This window comes from Bradyrhizobium sp. UFLA03-84, assembly GCF_002289535.1.
GTDB lineage: Bacteria > Pseudomonadota > Alphaproteobacteria > Rhizobiales > Xanthobacteraceae > Bradyrhizobium > Bradyrhizobium viridifuturi.
On the sequence record NZ_NSJY01000013.1, the window covers coordinates 883,828 to 907,436 of the forward strand.

At 63.1% G+C, this 23,609-nt stretch carries 28 protein-coding genes and 1 tRNA gene; 14 read left to right on the plus strand and 15 right to left on the minus strand.

The window, feature by feature from the left end; genetic code table 11:
- Positions 1-6: 6 nt before the first annotated feature.
- Positions 7-1,068 (minus strand): alpha/beta fold hydrolase, encoded by a 1,062-nt coding sequence (locus CK489_RS18280; protein WP_095733202.1) that lies wholly within the window; start codon positions 1,066-1,068, stop codon positions 7-9.
- 113 nt (positions 1,069-1,181) lie between these two features.
- A complete protein-coding gene (locus CK489_RS18285; RefSeq protein ID WP_245350409.1) occupies positions 1,182-1,583 on the minus strand; it encodes a nuclear transport factor 2 family protein in 402 nt (133 codons plus the stop codon).
- A gap of 138 nt (positions 1,584-1,721) precedes the next feature.
- Between CK489_RS18285 and CK489_RS18290 the strand changes: the two genes are divergently transcribed.
- Positions 1,722-2,411: an ArsR/SmtB family transcription factor gene (locus tag CK489_RS18290; protein ID WP_245350410.1), complete on the plus strand. Its 690-nt coding sequence runs from the start codon at positions 1,722-1,724 to the stop codon at positions 2,409-2,411.
- A gap of 15 nt (positions 2,412-2,426) precedes the next feature.
- On the opposite strand, the gene CK489_RS18295 is transcribed toward CK489_RS18290, so the two are convergent.
- Positions 2,427-2,672 carry a DUF2188 domain-containing protein gene (locus tag CK489_RS18295; RefSeq protein WP_050627794.1) on the minus strand — a complete coding sequence of 82 codons (246 nt, stop codon included), beginning with the start codon at positions 2,670-2,672 and terminating at the stop codon, positions 2,427-2,429.
- A gap of 120 nt (positions 2,673-2,792) precedes the next feature.
- On the opposite strand from CK489_RS18295, the gene CK489_RS18300 reads away from it, so the two are divergent.
- Positions 2,793-3,059, plus strand: coding sequence for a DUF2277 domain-containing protein (locus CK489_RS18300; protein WP_050627793.1), 267 nt, complete (start codon positions 2,793-2,795; stop codon positions 3,057-3,059).
- 87 nt (positions 3,060-3,146) lie between these two features.
- Entirely contained in the window at positions 3,147-3,374 is a 228-nt protein-coding gene (locus CK489_RS18305) for a hypothetical protein (protein ID WP_050627756.1), read from the plus strand.
- A 56-nt stretch (positions 3,375-3,430) separates the two neighbouring features.
- Here the strand turns inward: CK489_RS18305 and CK489_RS18310 are convergent, their stop codons facing one another.
- Positions 3,431-3,958 carry a collagen-like domain-containing protein gene (locus CK489_RS18310; protein ID WP_095733204.1) on the minus strand — a complete coding sequence of 176 codons (528 nt, stop codon included), beginning with the start codon at positions 3,956-3,958 and terminating at the stop codon, positions 3,431-3,433.
- Between the two features lie 130 nt (positions 3,959-4,088).
- Here CK489_RS18310 and CK489_RS18315 point away from each other — a divergent pair, with 130 nt between their 5' ends.
- A complete protein-coding gene (locus CK489_RS18315) occupies positions 4,089-5,063 on the plus strand; it encodes a hypothetical protein (protein ID WP_198960953.1) in 975 nt (324 codons plus the stop codon).
- 12 nt (positions 5,064-5,075) lie between these two features.
- On the opposite strand, the gene CK489_RS18320 is transcribed toward CK489_RS18315, so the two are convergent.
- Together CK489_RS18320 and CK489_RS18325 are read right to left on the minus strand one after the other, a co-directional pair.
- Positions 5,076-5,336 (minus strand): helix-turn-helix domain-containing protein, encoded by a 261-nt coding sequence (locus CK489_RS18320; protein WP_021076090.1) that lies wholly within the window; start codon positions 5,334-5,336, stop codon positions 5,076-5,078.
- 169 nt (positions 5,337-5,505) lie between these two features.
- A complete protein-coding gene (locus CK489_RS18325) occupies positions 5,506-6,273 on the minus strand; it encodes an SDR family NAD(P)-dependent oxidoreductase (protein ID WP_050627754.1) in 768 nt (255 codons plus the stop codon).
- 124 nt (positions 6,274-6,397) lie between these two features.
- On the opposite strand from CK489_RS18325, the gene CK489_RS18330 reads away from it, so the two are divergent.
- Positions 6,398-6,871 carry a hypothetical protein gene (locus tag CK489_RS18330; protein WP_095733205.1) on the plus strand — a complete coding sequence of 158 codons (474 nt, stop codon included), beginning with the start codon at positions 6,398-6,400 and terminating at the stop codon, positions 6,869-6,871.
- A 102-nt stretch (positions 6,872-6,973) separates the two neighbouring features.
- Here the strand turns inward: CK489_RS18330 and CK489_RS18335 are convergent, their stop codons facing one another.
- A complete protein-coding gene (locus CK489_RS18335) occupies positions 6,974-7,228 on the minus strand; it encodes a hypothetical protein (RefSeq protein ID WP_050627752.1) in 255 nt (84 codons plus the stop codon).
- A 248-nt stretch (positions 7,229-7,476) separates the two neighbouring features.
- Between CK489_RS18335 and CK489_RS18340 the strand changes: the two genes are divergently transcribed.
- Positions 7,477-7,917, plus strand: coding sequence for a hypothetical protein (locus CK489_RS18340; RefSeq protein WP_050627751.1), 441 nt, complete (start codon positions 7,477-7,479; stop codon positions 7,915-7,917).
- 235 nt (positions 7,918-8,152) lie between these two features.
- On the opposite strand, the gene CK489_RS18345 is transcribed toward CK489_RS18340, so the two are convergent.
- From CK489_RS18345 to CK489_RS18360, 4 genes are all read right to left on the minus strand, one after another.
- A complete protein-coding gene (locus CK489_RS18345; RefSeq protein WP_050627750.1) occupies positions 8,153-8,734 on the minus strand; it encodes an NUDIX hydrolase in 582 nt (193 codons plus the stop codon).
- An 18-nt stretch (positions 8,735-8,752) separates the two neighbouring features.
- Entirely contained in the window at positions 8,753-9,196 is a 444-nt protein-coding gene (locus CK489_RS18350) for a GNAT family acetyltransferase (RefSeq protein ID WP_198960954.1), read from the minus strand.
- Positions 9,197-9,210: 14 nt separating this feature from the next.
- Positions 9,211-10,638: an FAD-binding oxidoreductase gene (locus tag CK489_RS18355; RefSeq protein ID WP_095733207.1), complete on the minus strand. Its 1,428-nt coding sequence runs from the start codon at positions 10,636-10,638 to the stop codon at positions 9,211-9,213.
- A 113-nt stretch (positions 10,639-10,751) separates the two neighbouring features.
- Entirely contained in the window at positions 10,752-11,738 is a 987-nt protein-coding gene (locus CK489_RS18360) for an L-threonylcarbamoyladenylate synthase (RefSeq protein WP_095733208.1), read from the minus strand.
- 79 nt (positions 11,739-11,817) lie between these two features.
- Here CK489_RS18360 and CK489_RS18365 point away from each other — a divergent pair.
- A tRNA-Pro gene (locus CK489_RS18365) sits at positions 11,818-11,894 on the plus strand.
- Between the two features lie 879 nt (positions 11,895-12,773).
- On the opposite strand, the gene CK489_RS18375 is transcribed toward CK489_RS18365, so the two are convergent.
- The gene (locus CK489_RS18375) at positions 12,774-13,178 is read right to left on the minus strand and encodes a DUF1622 domain-containing protein (RefSeq protein ID WP_094193881.1); all 405 of its coding nucleotides are present in this window, start codon (positions 13,176-13,178) and stop codon (positions 12,774-12,776) included.
- Positions 13,179-13,276: 98 nt separating this feature from the next.
- The gene (locus CK489_RS18380) at positions 13,277-13,564 is read right to left on the minus strand and encodes a hypothetical protein (protein ID WP_095733209.1); all 288 of its coding nucleotides are present in this window, start codon (positions 13,562-13,564) and stop codon (positions 13,277-13,279) included.
- Between the two features lie 131 nt (positions 13,565-13,695).
- Between CK489_RS18380 and CK489_RS18385 the strand changes: the two genes are divergently transcribed.
- From CK489_RS18385 to fabI, 7 genes are all read left to right on the plus strand, one after another.
- Positions 13,696-14,994: a DUF2254 domain-containing protein gene (locus CK489_RS18385; protein WP_095733210.1), complete on the plus strand. Its 1,299-nt coding sequence runs from the start codon at positions 13,696-13,698 to the stop codon at positions 14,992-14,994.
- Positions 14,979-15,668, plus strand: a complete 690-nt coding sequence (locus CK489_RS18390) for a hypothetical protein (protein ID WP_095733211.1) — start codon at positions 14,979-14,981, stop codon at positions 15,666-15,668. Before CK489_RS18385 ends, CK489_RS18390 begins: the two co-directional genes overlap by 16 nt.
- A 155-nt stretch (positions 15,669-15,823) precedes the next feature.
- Positions 15,824-16,909 carry an AI-2E family transporter gene (locus tag CK489_RS18395; RefSeq protein ID WP_245350411.1) on the plus strand — a complete coding sequence of 362 codons (1,086 nt, stop codon included), beginning with the start codon at positions 15,824-15,826 and terminating at the stop codon, positions 16,907-16,909.
- A 56-nt stretch (positions 16,910-16,965) separates the two neighbouring features.
- On the plus strand, positions 16,966-19,185 hold the full coding sequence (locus CK489_RS18400) for a DUF3141 domain-containing protein (protein WP_095733212.1): 2,220 nt from the start codon (positions 16,966-16,968) through the stop codon (positions 19,183-19,185).
- A gap of 28 nt (positions 19,186-19,213) precedes the next feature.
- Positions 19,214-20,176 carry a phosphate acetyltransferase gene (locus CK489_RS18405; RefSeq protein WP_050627744.1) on the plus strand — a complete coding sequence of 321 codons (963 nt, stop codon included), beginning with the start codon at positions 19,214-19,216 and terminating at the stop codon, positions 20,174-20,176.
- 5 nt (positions 20,177-20,181) lie between these two features.
- Positions 20,182-21,396 (plus strand): acetate/propionate family kinase, encoded by a 1,215-nt coding sequence (locus CK489_RS18410; protein ID WP_095733213.1) that lies wholly within the window; start codon positions 20,182-20,184, stop codon positions 21,394-21,396.
- On the plus strand, positions 21,393-22,181 hold the full coding sequence (fabI, locus tag CK489_RS18415) for an enoyl-ACP reductase FabI (protein WP_095733214.1): 789 nt from the start codon (positions 21,393-21,395) through the stop codon (positions 22,179-22,181). Before CK489_RS18410 ends, fabI begins: the two co-directional genes overlap by 4 nt.
- A gap of 115 nt (positions 22,182-22,296) precedes the next feature.
- Here fabI and CK489_RS18420 read toward each other — a convergent pair whose 3' ends face one another.
- On the minus strand, positions 22,297-22,947 hold the full coding sequence (locus CK489_RS18420; protein WP_050627742.1) for a 3-oxoacid CoA-transferase subunit B: 651 nt from the start codon (positions 22,945-22,947) through the stop codon (positions 22,297-22,299).
- Between the two features lie 4 nt (positions 22,948-22,951).
- Positions 22,952-23,605 carry a CoA transferase subunit A gene (locus CK489_RS18425; protein WP_095733215.1) on the minus strand — a complete coding sequence of 218 codons (654 nt, stop codon included), beginning with the start codon at positions 23,603-23,605 and terminating at the stop codon, positions 22,952-22,954.
- Between the last annotated feature and the right edge of the window lie 4 nt (positions 23,606-23,609).

Below are 23,609 nucleotides of genomic sequence, written 5' to 3' on the forward strand. Positions count from 1 at the left end.
CGATCGCTACATCGTCCGTTGCGGCGCGGTCTGCAACAGCTCCTGCAATTGCCTGGCGTAGAATTTGGCGTCGCCGGTCGTGAGGTGGCCGCGCGTTTCGCTGCTTGCCGGGATCAGATAGATCTTGCCGTTCTTGATCCGCTTCACCGCAGCTTCAGTCACGCCGGTCTCCGGCGGATTGCGCTCATCGTCGGCGGCGTTGATCGCGAGCAGGGTGGCCTCGATCTTCTCCATCTCGGCGGACGGATCGTAGTCGTGCGAGGCCTCCCATTGATAGATGTAGTCGTTGGCATCCGCGGTGGCCGGCAACGCCAGCTGGTCATCGACCATCTTGTCGGCCTGCGGCGCCGACGGCGCCAGCGTCTGGTAGCCGAGCGTGCCGCCGGCGCTGGCGAAGCGATAGGCTGCGATGGCGTATTTCATCATGCGCGGCTGGCTGGTGTAATTGCCGCCGTTGTAATCGGGGTCGTTGCGGATTGTTTCCAGCATGGTCCGGCGCAGAATCCAGTTGCGCGCGGCCATCGCAGTCGGCTGCGAGGCCATCGGCACCACCACGTCCATCATCTGCGGATACCGCACGCCCCAGATCCAGCTGTGCATGCCGCCCATCGAGTTGCCGATCACGAGCCGCAGATGCTTGATGCCGAGCCCTTCGGTGACGAGCCGGTACTGCGCGTCGACCATGTCGTTGTAGTCGTATTTCGGAAAGCTGGTGCGCATCGCATCCGACGGCTTCGACGATTTGCCGTGCCCGATGCCGTCGGGGATGATGATGAAGTATTTCGCTGCGTCGAGCGGCTGGCCCGGGCCGAACAGTTGGCCGGCAAACGCCGGCGTCAGCATGCTGGCGGCCGAGCCGCCGGAACCGTGCAGCACCAGCACCGGCTGTCCGGTCGGCGCGCCAACCGTGGTGTAGTGCAGCCGCAGTTCCGGCATCACCTCGCCGCTGTGGAACTTGAAGTCCTTTGCGATCCACTCGCCATCCTGCGGCGCGGGATAATCTGCAGCCATGGCCGGTACCGACATCGAGACGAGGGCGGCCAGAAGTGCCGCGCACAAACGGATCATGGTGCTTCTCCCCACGCGCGGCGCGTTTGTCCAGCCGCTTCGGTGCAAGCCTAGCATGAGGGAAAGCGTTGTCCGAGAGGTACGCCGGCGCGGCTGGCGAAGACGTCTTGGGGCTAGCCTGCCTTCAGGACGTTCAGCGCATACCATCCCCAATAGACGCGGTGGCGCTGGATCAGGCCATCCTCGATCTCCATGACCTCGACGAGATCCATTTGATCGCCGTCCGGGGACTGGCGCGGATATTCCCAGGTCAGGATCCGGCCGTCGCTGAAGAAGCCTTGCTTGAAGCGCCGCCGCTGCGGCGGGTTGGTGCGGAACACGCGCGCGATGAATTCGCGCAGCGCCTCGCGGCCCCTTACGATCCCGTCCTTGGTCTGCATCAAATGCTGAACCAGCGGACTCTCGATCGAGGCGTCGGGCGCGTAGAGCGCGAGCGCCGCCTCGAGGTCCTTGTGGCCGAGGGCCTCGTCCCAGAGCCTGTAGATGCGTTCCGCGTCGGTGTTGCCGGCTGTCATGATTGTTCCCATCTGTTGCGTTGACCGCGCCGATTTGACCGGAAGCGGCCGTCGCGACGTTTCAGGAAAATCTGAAATGAGTTTCGCGGCAGGGCGAATGTGGCTAGGACGTTCTTGCGCGACCTGGAGGAGGATGCGGTGGGATCATCCCAATCCGTGCAGACGGGATTTTCGCGGATCGCCGAGGCATTGGGCGATCCGGTGCGCGAGGCCATGGTCAGCGCGCTGGCCGACGGCAAGGCGTTGCCGGCAGGCGAGCTTGCCGTGGTCGCCGGCATTTCGCCGCAAGGCGCCAGCGCGCATCTGCAGAAGCTGGTCGATGCGCGCGTGCTGTCGGTGTGGGCGCAGGGCAGGTTCAGATACTACCGGATCAGGGACGACGACGTCGCAGCGCTGATCGAGAATCTGGTCGATCTGGCGGCGAAGACCGCTGCCGCGCCGAGGCGTGCGATGCCGGCCGAGCAGCTCAGGCAATCGCGCACCTGCTATCATCATCTTGCCGGCCAGCTCGGCGTGCTGTTGGCGAATGCGCTGATCCGCCGCCGCCTCGTCATCATCGATGGCCGCGAGGGGCACGTCACCGAGCAGGGGTTGGCGTGGTGCCGCGCTGAGCAGATCGATTTCGATCCGGTGCGGCAGCCGCATCTGCGGCTTTGCAACGACTGGACCGAGCGCGTGCCGCACCTCGCCGGTCCGTTTGCCAATGCCGTGCTGGCGCGGCTGGTCGAGATGCGCGGCGTTGCGCCGCATCGGATTCCGCGCGCGCTGCGAATCACCGACCGGGGGCGCGCGTTCTTCGACCGGCTCGGCGTACAGGTTCCGTTCTGAAGCTGCGCGACGGAACTAGCGGCCGTCCTCGACTTCGGTTTCCGGGCGGTCGCTGCCGGAGGCGGTCTCGGTCAGCCATTTGCCGTCCGAGGTCTCGTACTGGATCGCCTCGGTGCGCCCGGGCACGCGCTGTTCGTTGGCCGCGCGCCGGGCGGCGGCAAGCGCCGCGGCATGGGTTGGAAACGGTTCGGAGAACACCCCGTCGACGGTATAGGCCCAGCCGCCATCGTGCTGGACCACCTTGTAGATCACGTGGCTCATCCGGAACCTCGTTTCCATCGTGGACCATGGGGCTGCCAGAATAGACCACGATGTCGTATTTTGCAGCAGCCGATCGTCTTTGAGACGCAAGCCCCCAAAATGCGGGCGAGGGAGACCGACATGTGCCGCAATATCAAGACGCTGTTCAACTTCGAGCCGCCCGCCACCGAAGACGAGATCCATGCCTCGGCGCTGCAATTCGTGCGCAAATTGAGTGGCTTCAACAAGCCGTCGCAGTCCAATGACGCCGCCTTCAACCTCGCCGTGGCCGAGGTCTCCGCTGCTGCGCGAAAACTCCTGATCTCGTTGCAGACCACGGCGCCGGCCCGCGATCGCGAGATCGAGGCGGAGAAGGCGAGGGAGCGTTCACGCCTGCGGTTCGGCTGAGGCCAGCGCATTCCGTGATGCAGGTCACGGTAACGCGTCAGGCCACCGGGCATCGTTGCCGCTCATTCCCGGCCCCGGAGCCACGCCATGAAGCCTGCCGCCCTGCTCACTCTCTGCTCGATTGCGTTCGCCGTGCTCTGGACCTGCGGCATGCTGTGGTCGAGCGGTACGATCGACCTCGCCAACGTCGTCATCCTGTCGGCGTGCGGGGCGTTCGCGGGTGTTGCCTGGTACTACGCGATGCGCTGGGTGTTTCAGCTGATGCAGCTCGCCCGGCCGTCCGATCCTCCGGCCAATCCCGGGACCGAGCGGTGAACGTCGCGCGCGACACGCATCTCGTGGGTCGTGTCGCCGCGCGGTGACAGAAAGGGTTACTTCCTGTCCTTCTTGCGGTGCTTCTTCTTTTTCTTGTGACCGTCGTCTTCGTCGTCATCTTCAGCGAAATCGATCGCGTCGACGTCAAGCGCGATCGCCTCCGCAGCCGCGCGCTCGGCGGCATCGCGCTCGGCGAACTCGGCAGCTTCTCGCTCCTTGGTGCGCTTGTAGTCTTCCCAGGCGTCGAAGATCATGTGCAGCCACGGCATCACCTGCTCGATCGACGGCAATTGGCCGGGCGGGCCGGCTTCACCGCGCGGACCGGCCGGTCCCTGCGGGCCCTGAGGACCAGCTTCGCCGCGCGGACCCTGCACGCCTGCCTTGCCCTGCGCCCCCGGCTTGCCCTGAGGGCCGGCCTTTCCAACCACACCCGCCTTGCCCTGCGGACCCGGCTTGCCGCGCGCACCTTCCGGCCCCGGCCGCCCGGGATGTCCCTGCGGTCCGGGCTTTCCCGGTTCGCCCTGACGGCCCTGCGGCCCCTGCGCTCCTCGTGCCCCCTGGCGGGAAGTTGTCTCGTCAGCCACTGGTATGCTCCGTCGCGATTTGAAGCCGCTTGTAACAGAGGTTGGACGACGGCTTCAATTCTGCCTCGCGGCACCGATGCGAGCGATCAACAGTCATAATTCCATGGGCATTATGACAACGGAGGACGCATTGCGGGTTCTGGACGGCAGCTACGGCGACGAGCCGCAACCGCTCGACATCGTCGTGACGCGGCAGGATGTGCTTGACGAAGCAAGCTTTCGCAGCACGGGCGTGCTCGAGCTCTACGAGCACTTGTTTCCCGCGATCGAGCGCGACAGTCCTGACGACATCCTGCGCTGGCTGTTGTCGGATGATGTCGGCGGGATCAGGCATTTCAGCGTCGGCGGCCAGGAGATGTCCTATCGGCTCGACTCGCGCTGCTTCATCCTGCGCGCCACCGGGCGCGCGATCGGGCTCGGCTTCTTCACCTACGATCACGCAAGCGATATGATCTTTTGCAACCATGTCGGCATCGGTAAGACGTGGCGTGGCAATGGCCTGGCGCGCGCATTCTATCGCGAGCTGGTCGACATGCTCGATGCGCTGTTCCCGCGCAATGTCGGGGTGGTGCTCGAAGTCGAGCCGTTCGATCGCGATCGCGTGGCCGCGATCACCGCCGATCTCGAGCAAACGGGCCGGCGGCCACTCGCGGCGGCTGAGCAGGATCAGATCGGCCGCTTGCTGCGTGTGAGCTGGTACGACAGGCTCGGCTACTCCGTGTTCTGCGACGCGCGCACGATGCGGCCGCTCGCGTGCCGCTCGCCGTGTCTCGATCCGTCGTTGCCGTCATCAGCATGGGCAGCTGGAGAAGAAGACTACTGGCTGATGTGGCAGCCGCGGACTGGCGCGCCTGATGCGGAGGCGCGTGCAGGTCCGCTCTGGCGCAAGGTCGCCACCGCGATCTATGTCGAGATTCTCGCAAAATCCCTGGTCGCGCTGGATCCGGACGGCCGGCGCGGCTATTGGGACTACGCGACCGCGTTGGTCGCCGGGACGCTGCAACGGAGTGCAGCGAGCGACGTGCATCTCGCTCGCTGCCTCCATGACGATGATCGCGCGTTGTTGACGCGCTGGCGGCGCCTTGCGATCGACCTGCCGATCTAGCATCGGAGGCCGCTAGGCCGCAGCGTGCTCGCTATGCGGCACGTCGATGCCGTCGGCTGAATATTCGCGAATCTTGTTCCGCAAGGTTCGGACCGACAGTCCCAGCACGCGCGCGGCGCGGGTGCGGTTGCCGTCGCAGCGCGCGAGCGTCTGCAGCACCAGTTCCCGCTCGACTTCATCGACGGTCGCGCCGATCAGCAATGGGACAATTTCATTTGGAGCCAGCGACGGCAGCAGTGCTTCCGGCGACGGTACGGTGGACGCGTATGACATGAACTCCTCCCGATCAACGCCCGCCTCGTCGATGAGGCGCAGACATCGAGAACCAACTACCCCGTAGATCCACGGTGTGCCGGTTTGGTTAACAAGTCCTTAACGCCTCGCTAACTCCCTGCTTTGTAAGCAAAATACCCAGAAATCGCCACGATTGCGGTTCCATCCGTCACAGTGTCCGGTAGCCGCCATCGACCATCACGATCGATCCGGAGACATAGGCCGCGAGGTCCGAGGCGAGGAAGATCGCCGGGCCGACAATGTCCTCCGGCTTGCCGGCGCGGCCCAGCGGGGTGTGGTCCATGAACACTTTCACGAGATCGGGATTGGTGGCGCGCACCTTCTCGTTCAGCGGCGTCTCGATGAAGCCGGGGCCGATCGCATTGACGCGCACGCCGTCCTTGCCGAGCTCGGCGGCCAGCGCCTTGGTGAAGCCGAGCACGCCGTGCTTGGAGGCGGTGTAGGCCGGCGAACTCGGCGTGCGCAGATGCACGAAGGACTGGATCGAGCCGATATTGACGATGCGTCCCTTGTTCTTGCGTAGCGGCGCGAGGAAGGAATGCGTGACGTTGAAGACGCCGGTGAGATTGATCGAGATGATGTCTTCCCAATCCTTGATCACGGCTTCGTCGGCCCCGAGCATGCCGTTACGGCGCGCGATGCCGGCATTGTTGACCAGGATCGAGACCGGCCCCACCTTGTCGGCGATCTGCCTTGCGATCGCGACGCAGGCGTTCCGATCGGTCACGTCGAGCGCAAAGCTGTCCGCCTTGCCGCCGGCGCCTTTGATCTCCTTGGCCGCTTCCGCCACCGCATCGCCGTTCATGTCGAGCAGCACCACGCGCGCACCCTCGCGGCCGTAGCCCAATGCGATGGCGCGCCCGATGCCCGAGCCTGCACCGGTGATGACGGCGATGTGATTGTCGAGAAGGGCCATGGCGTTTCCTCGTTCTGATTTGTTGGTGTTGTCGACAACACTATTCAAAACTGCGCCAACCGAAACGCCAAGCCGCGTTTGTGCGTTGCTGTCATCCATATTCGGATGACAGTACGGACCGATCATGGACCCGCAAATCAGACACTGGAAAGTTGCGATCGAGCGCTTCTGCGCGGCGCCTGATCCGGACTATCGCGAGATCGCCAGATTGATCGCCGAGATCGCCACCACCGACATCGACGAGACGCTGCGACATGCGGCCGCACAGGTGCTGCCGATCCTGCGCCAGGCGGCGCTGAAGTCAGCCGACCGCAGGACCAAGTCGATGGCACTGCGCCGTCTCGGCATCGTCGCCGATGCGCTGCACACATTGTCCGCGCCGCAGTTCGGCCGCCGTGGCTTGACGCCGAAGGCGCTGACGCAGGAGGAGCGCTACCGGCAATTGCTCGGCCTGCCGTTCGGCCGCCATCTCGCGGCGACCGAAATCCAGCAGGCGTTCAAGCGCGCCGCCAAGACGGTGCATCCCGACGGCGGCGGCAATGGCGCGGCGTTCCTCGAGCTTGCCGCCGCGCGCGACGCCTTGATCAAGCATCACTGATGTATCAAGCATCATTGATGCGCGATCGCGTGATGCCCGACAGCACAAGGGCGGACGCCCCGCTGTTGCCGCGTGTCCGCCCTGCGCGTGATCGGTGATCGCTCAGAACGAGCAGGTGCCGTTGTTGAGAAGCCCGGTCTTGTAGGTGAAAGCGGCGTCGAAGGTCGGCAGCTCCTCGCTGACGACGGCGAAGTTCGCGGGCCACGGCGTGGTCGGGATGCTCTGGTCCCAGATCTGGCAGAAGCCGGTGTCCTGCCAGCGGATCAGATGATACGGGTTGGCGCTGGCGGGGCTGGCAGCGGCAAGCACGGACACAGTGGCGGCAATGGTGGCGCAGGCGATCGCAAGACGACGCATGGGAAATCTCCGGTTTGAATATGTGAATGCTCCGCGGGGCAATCCTGGAGCTCAGGGGCCGATCGCCCCGGACATGCAGTGAGTGTTGCAATCCCGGGAACAGGTTCAATGCCGGTTGCGCGGACAAACCGGCCGACGCTGTGTCAAATTGCGCAGGATTGTACGCTTGCTACAGTCGGCGCGTTGCGATTCGTGCCCGCGTCGCGACGCGCGCAGATCGACGTGGGTAAACCTTGGGGAGACCGTACATGAAACTTTCATCCACCCTTCGCGCCGCGCTGGTCGCGCTGCTGGCGTTCACGGGTCTGGCTTTCTCCACCGCCGCCCGTGCCGACAGCGGCTTCGTGACGCTGACGATCTACAAGGCCGGCTGGATCATCGGCGGCTCCGGCGGCAGCGGCGTTTTGACGTTCCGCGGTCGCTCTTATCGGCTGTCCACCGGCGGTCTCGATTATGGCCTGGTGTTCGGCGGCTCCAAGACCGTGCTGCGCGGCCGCGTCAGCAACATCAACCGTCCGTCGGATGTCGCCGGCGTTTACGGCGCAGCGGGTGCGGGGCTTGCCGTCGGCCGCGGCGCGCGTGCGATCGTGCTGACCAATCAGAAGGGCGCGGTGCTGGAGCTGACCGGCCACCAGGTCGGCCTGATGGCCAACGCCGATCTGAGCGGACTTGCGATCACGATGCAGTAGGACGCTTGCGTGATTTCGGAATATTAGAAGCGTATCCGTGAGTTGCCCGACGTGTCAAGTGGCCTGGTCGAACGGCCGGCTGGCCACTGGCTGCTTTGCATGGGGTTGTTTTCGATATTTTGGCAACGTCCCCCGCGATTGCCCTGCCCGCAGGCGCGAGAGCGGGCGCACCGTCTCTTGCGAGTGCCACTCAGCCTGGTCACGCGTTCGGGCCTAAGCCGGAACGCGACGGGACCTACCTGAACAGATGCAGCGCTGCGTATTGCAGCAGCATGATGGTCTTGGCGTCGACGATGCGGCCGTCGTTGATCATGGCGAGTGCGTCGTCGATCGCAAGCTCCAGCACCTCGATGTCCTCGCCCTCGTCGGCAAGCCCGCCGCCGTCGCCGACGCGCATTGCAGCGTCGTATTCGGCGACGAAGAAATGCAGCTTCTCGGTGACTGCGCCGGGCGTCATGAAGGCTTCGAACACCTTGCGCACGTGATCGAGGCGGTAGCCGATCTCTTCCTCCGCCTCGGCGCGAATGCGCTCTTCCGGCGCGGCATCGTCGAGCAGGCCGGCGGCGGCCTCGATCAGGAGATCATCATAGCCGTTGGCGAAGGCGGGATAGCGGAACTGGCGCACCAGCACCACGCTGCGGGCCTTCAGATTGTAGGGCAGCAGCACCGCGCCGTTGCCGCGGTCGTAGACCTCGCGCACCTGGGTCTGCCATTCGCCATTGCTGCGGCGGTAGTCGAAGGTCGCGCTCGTCAGCTCGTAGCGGCGCTTCGACAGCAGCTCGACGTGCTTGACGCGGACGCGGTCGGCGATGCTCATGCGTCAATCCTCAATCTGTCACGGCGTCGGTTCGCGGCCGTCGAGCCATTTGGCCAGCATTACCGAGGTCGATTCCTCATAGCCGAGCGTCTGGTAGAACGCGCTCGCCTTGGCGTTCTCCCGCCGCACCAGCAATTGCAGCTTCGGCACGCCGGCCGCGCGCAGCCAGTCCTCGACTGCGGCCATCATCGTCCGGCCAAGGCCCTTGCCCTGGCGGTTGGGGTCGACCGCGACGTAATAGACCCAGCCGCGATGGCCGTCATGACCGACCATCGCGGTCGCCACGATCACGCCGGCGTCGCGGCCGATCAGCACGGCCGAGCTCGGTCCGCGCCGCGCCAGCGCAATATCGGAAGCGGGATCGTTCCACGGCCGCGTCAGGCCGCAGGCCTGCCACAGCGCGACGACTTCGGCGACGTCGGCGTCGGTGATTGGTGCGATGGCGAGGGAGGGGGATGGCATTTTCGCCTGTACGGTCACAGCACCTTGCCCGGGTTCATGATGCCGAGCGGATCGAGCATCGCCTTGACCTGCCGCATCAGCTCGATCGCGACCTTGTCCTTGACGTCGGGCAGTTCGTCGCGCTTGAGCACGCCGATGCCGTGCTCGGCCGAGATCGAGCCGCCCATCCGCAGCACGATCTCGAACACCACGGCGTTGACGTCGTGCCAGCGCGCCAGGAAGTCGGCCGCATTGGCGCCGACCGGCTGGCTGACATTGTAGTGGATGTTGCCGTCGCCGAGATGGCCGAACGGCACCGGCCGCGCGCCCGGGATCAGCTTCACGACCGCCGCATTGGCCTCCGCGATGAAGGCGGGCACCGCTGCAACCGGCACCGAGATGTCGTGCTTGATCGAGCCGCCTTCCGGCTTCTGCGCCGCAGACATCTCGTCGCGCAGTTTCCAGAACGCCTGGCGCTGGCTCAGATTGGCCGCGATGACGGCGTCATCGACGATGCCGTCCTCCATGCCCTCGGCGAGGATCGCCTCCAGCGTGTCGCGCGCGTCGTCGCGCGACGACGACAATTCCATCAGCACGTACCAGGGGTGCTTGCTCTCGAGCGGATCGCGGATGTCGATGCCGTGGCGGATCGAGAAGTCGACCGCGATGTCGGCGAGCAGCTCGAAGCTCGTCAGGCTGCCGGCCGCCTGATTGCGCGAGATCGACAGCAGCTTGAGCGCCGCCGCGGGCGAGTTCAGGCCGACATAGGCGGTCTCGACCGCGCGCGGCCGCGGAAACAGCTTCAAGGTCGCCGCGGTGATGATGCCGAGCGTGCCTTCGGCGCCGATGAACAGGTTGCGCAAATCGTAGCCGGTGTTGTCCTTCTTCAGCTTCGACAGCGCGTTCAGCACGCGGCCGTCGGCCAGCACGACCTCGAGCCCGATCGCCATTTCGCGCGCCACGCCGTAGGCAAGCGCGCCGGTGCCGCCGGCATTGGTCGACAGGTTGCCGCCGATGGTGCAGCTGCCTTCGGCGCCGAGCGACAGCGGGAACAGCCGGTCGACATCGGCCGCCTTCTGCTGCGCGATCTGCAGCACCACGCCGGCCTCGCAGGTCATGGTGTTGGATTCGACGTCGATGTCGCGGATCTTGTCGAGGCGCCGCAGCGACACCACGACCTCGCCGTTGTGCGGCGTCTGCCCGCCGACCAGGCCGGTGTTGCCGCCTTGCGGCACCAGCGCGATCCTGTGCTCGGTCGCAAGCTTGCAGATCGCGGCGACCTCGGCGGTCGAGCCCGGGCGCAGCACCAGCGGCGAGCGGCCGTGGAACAGGTCGCGCTCCTCGGTGACGTAGGGCTCGATGTCGGCGGCATCGGTTACCGCATATTTCGCGCCGACGATGGCGCGGAATTTTTCCAGCAATTCGGGCGGAAGCGGCGGCACCGCTGATTGGACGATGTTCATTTTTTCTTGGTCTTTCACTCAGCCGGGGTTCTTAGTCTACGCATGACCTCCGCGCAAACGCGTCGCGTTTGTCGCGAGGGAAAACCGGTTTCCACTGGTCCGGGTCATGCTCGTTATCGCCCAACCGCTGCACGGCGCAGCCGGTCATTGATGGCTTCGCCCAGCCCGTCCTCGGGAATGGGCATCACCGCGATAGCATCCGCGTTTCTTTTGTCGAGCGTGCGAAGGTAGCCGAACAGGTTGGCGGCGGCCTCGGCGAGATCGCCGCGCTCGGACAGGTTCATCTCCACCGAGGCGCATTCGCGCCGCGCGACCTTGGCCGGCCCGAACGACAGCAAGGCTTCACCGACATGGACGTCGATGGCATTGAGCCGGACCGGTGTCCGCGGCGCGTAGTGCGAGGCGAGCATGCCCGGGGCGATCGGCTGACTGTCGGTCTCGGCATCCTGCGGCGGCGACTGCAGGGGATGACCGAGCACGCGCTCGATCTCGGCGCGCGTCAGGCCGCCCGGCCGCAGCAGCACCGGATCGGAGAAGCAGCCGACGATGGTCGATTCGACCCCGACCTCGACCGGGCCGCCGTCGACGATCATGTCGATGCGGCCAGCCAGATCGGCGTTCACATGCTCGGCGGTGGTGGGCGAGACATGGCCGGAGAGATTGGCTGACGGCGCTACCACAGCACCGCCGAACGCCTTGATGATGTCGCGCGCGACCTTGTGCGCCGGGATGCGGATCGCGACCGTATCGAGCCCGGCGGTCGCGAGTTCCGCGACCGGGCAGGAGAGCGCCTTCGGCAGCACCAGCGTCAGTGGGCCGGGCCAGAACGCCTCCGCGAGCCGCAGGGCCTGGCCGTCGAACAGGGCGATGCGGCGGGCGGCGCCGAGATCGGCGACATGCGCGATCAGCGGATTGAAGGCCGGCCGGCCCTTGGCCTGGTAGAGCCGGGCGATCGCAGCCGCATTGCCGGCATCGGCGCCGAGGCCGTAGACCGTCTCGGTCGGAAACGCCACCAGGCCGCCCTCGGCCAGAACCCCGGCGGCGGTGGCCGTGGCGGCGGCGCCGGCGGGCAAAACGTGCGTTTTCAGACCTGTATCCACTGTGACTAGATTCCTCAATTGGGTGCCCTGTGGTCCCTTGCAGTCCCCGAAACCCGACGCTATAAGCCCGGCTCTCAGTCGGAGTGTGGCTCAGCCCGGTAGAGCACTGCGTTCGGGACGCAGGGGTCGCAGGTTCGAATCCTGCCACTCCGACCAGATTTCCTTAGGTTTTTCGTTCTCATCGGTGGCTGTTCCCGAGTCAACCACCGATTTGACAGCCGAAACATACCGCGCTTTTTGGCCAATGGCTGCCGCCGCCCCGTGCAAATGATTGGGATGGTGATGGTCAGGTGCTGGCCATAGGTATCCTGCAGGACCTCCGGCGACATGCCGAGGAACTCGGCAGCCTCTCGGATCGGCACGCCGCGCTGCATCAGCCAGGTTGCCGCCGTGTGACGCAACGTGTGCGGAGTGACTTTCCCGGGCAGCTTGGCCAGAATCCACGGCAGATTTTAAGCCCTTCTTCACGGAAGCGACCGGCTTGCCATTGAACTCGACGAAGCAGGTGCCGATCAGCTTGCGGTTTTTCCAACGACGCAAATGAGAAAGTAGCCGGCGCGGAAGTGGAGATGGCGTCTGACGCCCTGGTCGCCCGCTTCCCGATCGGCCTCCGGTAGAAGATACCACGCTCAAGATCAACGTACGAGTACCCAAGCTCGGGGCATGGCGATGCCGCCGCGTAACCAGCACAGGTTTGCGCGTTGACCGCCGACAGGCTCTTGCCACCCCAATAGTCATTGAGGCGGTCAATCCCGGCTTCGATTTCAAACTGATCACCCGGCTCGCCGATATCGGTCAGATGGATCGACGCACATCGGCGCGATCGATGTCCTCGATATCTCTTCGACTGCGTTCCGGTTGATATTTTTGCGCGACGTAGCCTGCTAGCGCTTGCTGGCATTCTGCGGTGGCCTTGTTTCAGACGCGCTCGCAATGCACCCGGAGGCGATATGTCGGTCGCCGTCCTTGATGACTTAGACGGAGGATGATCAAGTTTTGCACGAAGTGATCGATCTCAAGTAGCAGGCCTATTGCCTACACTACATGATTTCGCGGCTGGTTCTCGGATGCATCGGTCAGCGCTCGTTGCCATGGCCAGCGGCCCTCGATCTCGAGCGTAAGCGTCCAGCTCAGGAAGGTGCGGACGACGACCAATCCGGCAAGCAGGCCCAGACTCGCAAACGTCAGCTCAATAGCTATCGTTTTGACGATGTCGGCTGCGACCAATACTTCCAGACCGAGCAGCAGCGATCGCCCGATACTGATCTTGTAGCTGTCATAGCGGGGTGCTGCGCCGCGCCGATAGATGAACCGGCTCGACCAGACGATTCCCATCACGATGATGAAAACCCCAAAGATCTCGATGCCGACGCCGACGAGATGAATCCAATGGCTGGTAGCCGTCTCGAAGGAGGGCGAGGGATCGAGGCCGGAGTTCATGATCCAGATTCACGCGGCATCTTGGTGGTTAGCGCTGACAGGCATGGAGCACCAGCGGGAAGTTATCGTCCCGCTGATGCCGGATGCACTGACGATGCTCAGCGGCACACATAAGTGCCATTGACCAGCACGCGAACGCACGCCGTGCCGGCAGCCGCGGCGCCGGCAGCCGCTCCGACAGCGGCGCCGCCGACGACCGCACGCCTCGTGGTTCGCCGCGCGACGCCGGCGGCTGATACAGGAGTCAAGGGACGCCCGACCCGCGCCTCCGCCCTGTCGAAGGATAGAGAAAGACCTTGGCTGTGCTGCCAGCCTGGTGACACCGACATTCCGATCCCGAATACTGCTGCCGCCAGAACCAGCTTACCCAGCATGCTGCGCTTCATGATTGCTCCTCCGTCCTGTGAAAGTGAGCAATCAGTCCATGCCGCGGGACAGAGATCGTTGATCGAGATCAAACAACGACAATTGATCGGGCCGATGCTGATTAAGGAGCCGGATAGGGAAAGATCGTGGAATGCCGCTTTGGCTGATACCCACATTCTACGCGGTGGCGAGCATTGCGGCGGGGTTTCTGCTGCCCCGCCTTGAGATCAATTTGCTGACCGCTCGCCTTGAAATGTCAATTTCCTCTGCCCAGGCTTATTTGTCGGCGGTAGCTTCGGGAATGATGGCGCTGACCGGCATTGTGTTTTCGATCGCCTTCGTCCTGGTTCAGTTCAATGCGGTGGTCTACTCGCCGCGTCTTGTCATTTGGTTTGCGCGCGATCGGCTGTTGTTTCACTCGCTGGGAATGTTCGTTGCGACATTCATGTACAGTCTCGCCACGCTGGCCTGGGTCGATCGCCAAGATGGACAAGGGGTACCTTTTCTGTCCGCGGCGATAGTAGCGGCAATGCTGGTGGCGAGCGTTCTGATGCTCGCACAACTGGTTCAGCGGTTGAACAACCTCCAGATCATGCGGGTACTGCAGGAACTAGGGGATACTGGCAGAAGCGTCATAGCAAGCACGTATGCCGGGCTGCCATGGTCGACTTCGGAGCAGGCTGCTCCAAGGCAGCAGCAGTTCGAAGAATACGCGCTGACCGTCAAACACATTGGAAATCCGCAGTCGGTGATCGCGATCGATATCGCTAAGCTGGTCGAGCATGCTCGACAGGTAAACGGGCTTGTTGTCATGGAATGCGCCGTCGGCGACACGTTGCTGGAGGATACCGCGATCCTGCACGCAAACGTCGCAAATTCTGTCGCGTTCAAGCGACGCCTGGTCTCGTGCATTCATATGGGCGACCAGCGGACCTTCGAACAAGATCCAAAATATGCAATTCGGCTATTGGTCGACGTCGCGATCAAGGCTCTGTCGCCTGCGATCAACGATCCCACCACGGCAGTGCAGGCGATCGATCAGATCGAGGATCTGTTGCGGCGATTGGCGAAACACGATCTGGACGCCTGCCGCGCATTCGATCGTGACGGCGTGTTGCGGGTGATCTATCAGATGCCGACCTGGGAAGATTACCTGGCGCTGGCCTTTGACGAAATCCGGCAATTCGGGTCGACCTCCATTCAGGTGATGCGACGCCTGCGTTCCGCGCTGGTCGAGCTTGCCGGGTGCATCAGCAGCGAGCGCGCAAAGGGGGTGCACACCTACCTGGAGCATCTCGATTCCGGAATTGAACGCTCCAGCTTTGATCCCGAGGATCGCGCTGCCGCTCGTATCGAGGACCGGCAAGGTCTGGGTCTATCGCATCGCTTGGAGGGCGACGCAGAGGCTTCCACTCGTCCAGCTGAGCCCGCGCGATGGCTCGGATCGTGAGCGTCGAGCCCCTGGAACCATCGTCTTCGCGGCTGCGGGCACCGCGGGTCGCCGCAGCCGCCGGCGTTCTGTTCTCATTGCTGCTGCTTGCCGTGTTCTGGCTGATGCGTCGTTCCGTGCCGGCTGACCCGCTCGAGCCGGGGGCTTGGCTTGCGAGCGGAACGGCAACCGTGGCTCTGGCGCTGAATCTCGTGCCGTTCGCCGGAGTTGCGTTCCTTTGGTTTGTCGGCTTCCTGCGCGAGCGTCTTGGCGCGCAAGAAGACCAGTTCTTCGCGACCCTCTTCCTGGGCAGCGCAGTGCTGTTGCTCGCAATGCTGTTCACCGCCGCAGCGGTGATCGGCGCAATCATTCTTTCATTTCACGCCGCTCCGGATGTCCTGATCAACTCGGCGACCTTTCATTTCGGTCGCGGACTGGCCTACGGAATGGTCAATATCTATCTCGTCAAGACGTCGTCCGTCTTCATGATCACCACTTCGACCATCGCTCTCTACACGGGGCTGACGTCTCGCTGGCTTGCCTATGGTGGATACGCTGTCGCGGGACTTCTTTTGCTGGGCAGCTATTACATCGACTGGAGCCTTGTGGTGTTTCCGATCTGGGTCCTTCTGGTCAGTATCAGCATATGGATCGATCCGGGCACCAAGCCGACAGGCCTGCGCGCGTCAGGGTGAGCCGCCCGGCGTTTTTCTCGGCGACGGATGCCGGGCCCGTGGGCGGCTGGAGCGGATCGCCCACATGATCGATTGATCTGGATCAAGATCGCGGTGCCAGCATGCTGGCTACCCTCGCTTTCCAACGGTGTTTGACGGTAGCGGAAGGCGTAACCTTGAAGACGGTTCGACAGCTACTCACCGGCGAAGAGATCATCCAGCTTCTGCTCCGACTGGGATTGCTGGCGCTGTTGATCATCTGGAGCGTCGTCTTGCTCCGCCCGTTTGCGACGATTCTGGTCTGGGCCGCCGTGCTGGCGGTCGCGCTGAATCCGGTCTTTATCCGACTTGCCAAGGTTCTCGGCGGTCGGCCGAAAGCCGCTGCGGTTATCCTCACTGCAATCAATTTCGCGATTGTTCTCGGACCAGCAGGTTGGCTCGGCGTCGGCGCCGCGGAAGGAATCAAGGACTTTGCCGGGCACCTAACGGCCGGTGAGTTCGTGCTTCCATCGCCACCAGCCGCAATCAAGAGCTGGCCATGGATCGGACCGCAAATCTACCAGTATTGGGATCAGGCGACGACTAATCTCCGCCCGTTCCTCAGCCACCTTGCGCCATACCTCAAGACATTGGCGGGTACGTTGCTCGGCCTCGCCAGTGATGCCGGTGTCGGTGCGATCAAGTTCCTCTTGTCGGTCGCGGTTGCCGGATTGATGTTTCCATACGGCCAGCAGCTCGTGGCGGCGGGCCGAGGCTTCCTGTCGCGGATCGTGCCGGAACAAAGCGAGCATTTCCTGGATCTGGCGGGCGCAACAATCCGTGCGGTCGCACAGGGTGTAATCGGCGTGGCAGTCATCCAATCGCTGCTGGCCGGCATCGGATTCAAGTTGGCGGATATCCCGATCGCCGGCCTTCTGGCGTTCCTGGTGCTGTTACTTTCTATCGTCCAGATCGGCGCGACAATCGTCATCCTGCCCGTGATTATCTGGATCTGGACTGACAAGGATACAACCGTGGCGCTGTTGCTGACGCTATTCTTGAGCATCGTCAGCGTGCTCGACAACATCCTGAAGCCGCTGGTGATGGGGCGGGGCCTGAGCACGCCAACGCTGGTGATTCTGATCGGTGTGATTGGCGGTACGCTCGCTCATGGGGTTGTCGGCCTCTTCATCGGACCGATTGTCCTGTCTGTGGCGTGGGAGCTGACGTTGGCTTGGATCGGGGACAGGCGGCGTCAAAGTGATCGGTCAACCTTGACCTAGATCAACTGAGGCGATGCGCACACCGCGTCCAATGGAGCCACATGCGAGGTCGCCACATGTCGATTGATTTGCCAAAGCTGCCAGATAGCCCGATGTCAGGACTGATCGCGTCAGCGGTCGAATATCTGGTCGACGCCGGTCAACGGAGCGTGCTGTTCCTGGATGTCATGCGTCGACGTGGCGACCAATACAAGGAGCACATCGCGCAAACTGCGCCGCATGTCCTGCAATATGCTGCCGAATTGATCATTGATGGCCGCACGCTGAGAGAACCCGTCAACTACGCGCTCGTTCGGATCATTCCGCCCAAGGACGTCCAGATTAATTCCGAGCGGCGGCCGTTTATCGTCGTCGATCCGCGTGCCGGTCATGGTCCCGGTATCGGCGGTTTCAAGGCGGACAGCGAAATTGGCGTTGCGATGAAAGCAGGCCATCCCTGCTACTTCGTCGGCTTCCTGCCGGAGCCGATGCCCGGACAAACGATCGAGCGTATCGCGCGGGCTGAAGCGATCTTCATCGAAAAGGTCATCAGCCTGCATCCGAAGGCCGACGGCAAGCCCTGCGTGATCGGAAACTGTCAGGCCGGCTGGGCTGTCATGATCCTCGCTTCGTTGCGGCCGGAGCTATTCGGGCCGTTGATCATCGCCGGCGCGCCGCTGGCCTACTGGGCCGGAGTGCACGGCAGGTATCCCATGCGATACTCGGGCGGTCTGCTGGGGGGGAGCTGGTTGACCGCGCTCGCCAGCGACCTTGGCGCTGGCAAATTCGACGGCGCGTGGTTGGTTCAAAACTTCGAGAACCAGAATCCCTCGAACACGCTGTGGACCAAGCAGTACAACGTCTATTCCAAGGTCGATACCGAGGCCGATCGCTACCTCGAATTCGAGCGTTGGTGGGGTGGGCACGTCAATCTGAATGCCGAGGAGATTCAGTTCATCGTCGACGAGTTGTTCATCGGCAACAACCTCGCGGCCGGCGAGATCGAGATGTCGGACGGCCAGCGGGTGGATCTGCGCAATATCCGGTCGCCGATTGTGGTGTTCTGCTCGGAAGGCGACAACATCACACCGCCGCAGCAGGCTCTGGACTGGATCCTCGATTGCTATGCCGACGTCGACGAAATCAGGGCATATGGGCAGACCATCGTCTACACGGTCCATCAGAGCGTCGGCCATCTCGGTATTTTTGTTTCCGGTGGCGTCGCAAAGAAGGAGCATGCCGAGCTCTCCAGCAATATCGACTTGATCGACGTACTGCCACCGGGGCTCTATGAGGCGACGTTCGAAGCCAGGGCCGATACGACCGCGAGTTCCGATTTGGTGATCGGCAATTGGGTCATGCGCTGTGAGGCGCGCACGCTCGACGATATCCGGGCCATGGGAGGCAATTCGGCCGAAGACGAACGGCGCTTTGCGGCCGCCAAGCGTGTCTCGGAGATCAATCTCGCGGCTTACCGGAAGTTCGTTCAACCCTTGATCAAGGGAGTGATGACGCCGCAAGTGGCGGACATCATGCGCAATCTGCATCCGCTGCGGCTTCAATATGAGCTCCTCAGCAGTCAGAGTCCGCTTTCGTCAGCGGTGAAATCGGGCGCCGAGAAAGTGGCGGAAGACCGCCGGCCGGCGTCCGAGAATAATCCATTCCTGATGCTGCAGGAGCATATATCCCGGCAGATCGTCCACACGCTGGATAGTTGGCGCGACGCCCAGGAAGCCCTGAGCGAAACGCTTTTTCTCAACCTCTATGGCAGTCCTGCGTTGCAGGCGGCGCTCGGTATCGATCCGAGGTCCGAACCATCGCGGCGGCGCGAGATGTCGATGGAGCATCGCGCGATGCTTGAGAAACGGATTGCAGAGCTGAAGTCCCGGATCGGCGAGGGCGGAATCCGCGAAGCGGCCCTTCGAGGGTTGTTGTACATCGGATCGGCGCGCGGAATGATCGATGAACGCAGCATCGAGGCGCTGCGGCGGGTTCGTCGGGATTACAGCGGTCCACGGCTGACCTTGCCCGAGTTCAAGATGCTGGTGCGCGAGCAGTTTTTCATGCTGCAACTCGATCAGGAGGGGGCGCTCGCCGCGATCCCCAGGTTGCTGCCGGAGGATATCGGCCAGCGCCGCGCGGCGCTTGCCGCTATGCGCGAGGTGCTGTCCGCCGTCGGCGAGATCTCAGGCGAGCGTGCACGACGTTTGCAGCGGGTTGCAGCGCTGTTCGGCATCGATGTCGGGGAGCAGGGAGATGTCATCGCTTCCTTCGAGTCCAAAGCCAAGGCGTCGTAGCAGTCACTGAACGAACGGGGAGCATCAGATGTCGACCGAGAAAAGGCAGGCGGAGTCTCCCAGCAAATACGATCGTCTCATCGCGGCAGCGAGAGCCGTGCCGCCAGTCCCGACGGTTGTGGTGTATCCCTGCGACGAGACTTCCCTACGCGGAGCGTTCGAGAGTGCTCGAACTGGCATTATCCAGCCGGTCTTGGTCGGACCGCGGGGCAAGATCACGGATATCGCGCGGAAGTTCGATATCGACATATCGGGATTCGAAATCGCCGAAGCGGAGGATGGCGAAGCCGCGGCCACCAGGGGCGTTGAGCTGATCCACGCGGCCAAGGGCGAAATGCTGATGAAAGGCAGCCTTCACACCGATGAACTCATGCGTGCCATCACGGCAAAGTCCGGTGGCCTGCGTACCGAACGACGTATCAGCCACGTATTTGTGATGGATGTTCCGGCCTATGCTGAAACGATCTTTGTGACCGACGCGGCCATCAACATCTTCCCTGATCTTGATGCCAAGCGCGATATCATCCAGAACGCCATTGACCTCTACACCCAAACCGGCTTCGGTAAGCTGCCGCGTGTGGCGATCCTATCGGCGGTCGAGACGGTGACGTCGAAGATCCCGTCGACGATCGAGGCGGCCGCCCTCTGCAAGATGGCCGACCGTGGTCAGATAACCGGCGGTCTCCTTGACGGGCCGCTTGCCTTCGACAATGCCGTCGATCCGGACGCTGCCCGGATCAAGGGCATCAAATCGGAAGTAGCCGGGCAGGCTCAGATCCTGGTCGTTCCTGACCTCGAAGCCGGGAACATGCTTGCGAAGAATCTTGCGTATTTCGCCAAGGCCGACGGCGCGGGCATCGTGCTCGGAGCGCGAGTACCGGTGGTGCTGACGTCGCGGGCGGACACGCCGCGGGCTCGCATGGCCTCGTGCGCAGTGGCATCGCTCTATGCTCACGCACGACGACAGCATGCTCCCACCGTTGCCGCGTGAACACGATGGACACAATTCTTGTGGTCAACGCTGGCTCCTCCAGCGTCAAGTTCCAGATCTTCTCGGTCGAGGGGGAGGGGAGGCTTCGCCGGCAGATCAAGGGACAGATGGACGGCATCGGCAGCCGTCCGCGGTTGCGGGCGAGCGGTGCCATTGGCGAAAGTCTGGCGGAGCGGGCCTATCCGATAGAAGCGGTGCCGGATGTTCCCGCCGCCATGGCGATCGCCGCTGACTGGCTGAGGGACGAACATCGGATTCAACCGATTGCGGTCGGACATCGGGTTGTGCACGGCGGCTCCGAATATGAGGGACCGGTGCTGATCGATCACGGCGTGCTCGCGCGGCTGGAGCGGTTCATGGGCCTCGCGCCGCTGCATCAGCCGCATAATCTGGCGCCGATCCGCTCCATCCTCGTCAAGTTCCCCACATTGCCCCAGGTCGCGTGTTTCGACACGGCCTTTCATCGCACACACGCTGCAGTGGCCGACCATTACGCGATCCCGCACCAGCTTCACGCCGAGGGTGTGCGACGCTACGGCTTTCACGGCTTGTCCTATGAGTATATTGCGAAGACGCTCCGGCAGGTTGCTCCCAAGATTGCCCCGCGCAGGGTGATCGTTGCTCATCTCGGCAGCGGCGCATCCATGTGTGCTCTCAAAGATGGACGGAGCGTCGAAAGCACGATGGGTTTCACGGCGCTCGACGGGTTGCCGATGGGCACACGACCCGGTCAGTTGGATCCTGGCGTCGTGCTTTATCTCATCTCAGAGAAGGGAATGTCGGCGTCCAACGTGCAGAAATTGCTCTATCACGATTGCGGATTGAAGGGACTTTCCGGCATCAGCAACGACATGCGCGAACTGCAAGCAAGCGAGAATCCCAGGGCTAAGCTGGCGATCGACTATTTTGTCTATCGGATCGGCCTCAGTGCGGGGATGCTCGCGGCCGCGATGCAGGGTCTGGACGCTTTCGTCTTCACTGCCGGCATCGGCGAGAACGCCGTCAACATTCGCGGGCGCGTGGTCGAACAGCTTGGCTGGTTGGGCGCTACGTTGGACCCGGACCTAAACGGCCGCAACGCGCAGGTCATCTCGCGATCTGATAGCCGGATCCCGGTCTACGTCCTGCCGACCGACGAGGAGTTGATGATCGCGCAGCATACCTTATCGCTGCTCAAGAGCACGCCAGCGAGTACCGTCAAGCCAGCGAGGATGTCATGATTCCCGTCTATCCGGAGACCAAGGTCGCGTTGAAGGGGAAGAAGGGGCTCATCGTCGGCATCGCCAACGATCAATCCATAGCCTGGGGCTGTGCGAGGGCGTTTCGTGCGCTGGGCGCCGAACTTGCTGTCACTTATCTCAACGATCGCGCCAGAAAGCATGTCGAGCCGCTTGCCCAAGCGCTCGAAGCACCGATCTTCATGCCGCTGGACGTAATGACCGAAGGCCAGATCGAGGAGGTCTTCGAACGCATCACGAAGGAATGGGGGCAACTCGACTTCCTGCTGCATTCGATCGCCTTCGCACCCAAGGAGGCGCTCCACGGGCGTGTCGTCGATGTCGGCCGTGAGGGCTTCCTCAAGACCATGGAAGTCTCATGCTGGTCGTTCCTGCGGATGGCGCATCTGGCCGAGCGGCTGATGAAGAATGGCGGCACGCTGTTCACAATGACCTATTACGGCAGCCAGATGGTCGTCGAGAACTACAACATCATGGGGGTGGCGAAGGCGGCGTTGGAATCGGCAGTTCGCTACGCCGCGGCCGAACTTGGGCCGAAGGGAATTCGGGTGCATGCCATCTCGCCCGGGCCGCTCGCCACGCGCGCCGCTTCGGGAATACCTGAGTTCGATGAACTGATGGATAGGGCGCAATCGAAAGCGCCGTCGCGCAGCCTCGTCAGCATCGATGATGTCGGCAACGCCACCGCGTTCCTGGCGCTTGACGGCGCCAAGCTGATCACCGGCGGCGTTCTTTACATTGATGGTGGCTATCACATTATCGATTGAGGATGCGACCTGGTTGTTTGTCTTGCCGCCGGGCATCGCGTGCCTGGAGCGTTGCTGGTGCCGACGGCCGATTTCATCCGTTGAAGCTGTTGAAAATCGGCATGCTTCGCCTGTTTCAAATCTTCATTTCGGGCACGCTTTCGCGGACGACGAGTTCCGCGTCCGTTACAGCCATGATCTCCCCGACGCTGACGCCGGGAGCTGTCTCCAGCAGTGTGGCTTTTCCATCGGCGAAGCCGATCACTGCGAGGTCGGTCACAACAAGGTCGACCGGCCGCGCCGACGTCACGGGCAGGTTGCATTCTACGACGATCTTCGACTTGCCCTTGGCGGCGTGCTGCATGGCGACTATGACGCGCTTGGCGCCGGCAACGAGATCCATGGCGCCGCCCATGCCCGGCACCATCTTCCCGGGAATCATCCAGTTCGCGAGGCGACCTTGCCCGTCGACCTGTAGGCCGCCCAGCACGGTGACATCCACGTGCCCACCGCGGATCAAGCCGAAGGACATCGCGCTGTCGAACGTACTGGCGCCCGGAAGCGCACTGATCGGCCGGCCGCCGGCGTCGGTGAGCAGGGGATGTTCCAACCCCTGCTCGGGGATCGGTCCGGTGCCGATCAGCCCGTTCTCCGATTGAAAGAAGACCTTGAGGTCAGCCGAAACATAGTTGGCGACCAGCGTCGGAATTCCGATGCCGAGATTTACCAGATTGCCAGGTCGGAGCTCCCGTGCCACGCGACGTGCGATGATCTCCTGTGCGTCCATGACTTCACCCGCTTGGATTCGTGACCAGATAATCGACCAGCGGTGCCGGCGTCATGACATGATCAGGCGCAATCACGCCGACCGGTACGATATGCTCGGCGGTCACAATCACGGTGTCGGCTGCCATGGCCATGACCGGATTGAAATTGCGCGCAGTTAGCGCATAGGACAGATTGCCGAGGTAGTCGGCCAAGAATGCGTGGACGAGCGAAAATTGCGCGCGTAACGCGGCTTCGAGCAAGAATGACTTGCCGTCGACCTCGACCAGACGCTTGCCCTCGGCCACCAAAGTGCCGACGCCCGTCGGCGTGAGTACGCCTCCAAGGCCGCAACCGCCCGCACGAATACGTTCGGCGAAAGTACCCTGTGGAACGAGATCGGCGGTGATCTGCTTGGCGAGCATCTGCTTCTGCGCGCTCGGGTTCAAGCCGATGTGAGTAGCGATCAGGCGAGATACCAGCGCGGCATCGAATAGTTTGCCGACGCCTGTGCCAGGTGTTGCCGCATCGTTGCTGATGATCGTCAGTCCATGCTTGCCTTGACGAACGATTTCGTCGAGCAGGCGAGCCGGCGTTCCGACACCCATAAAGCCGCCGACCATGATGCTGGCGCCGTTCGGGATCATCGCGACGGCTTCTTCAAGGGAAATCGGCGTCATGACC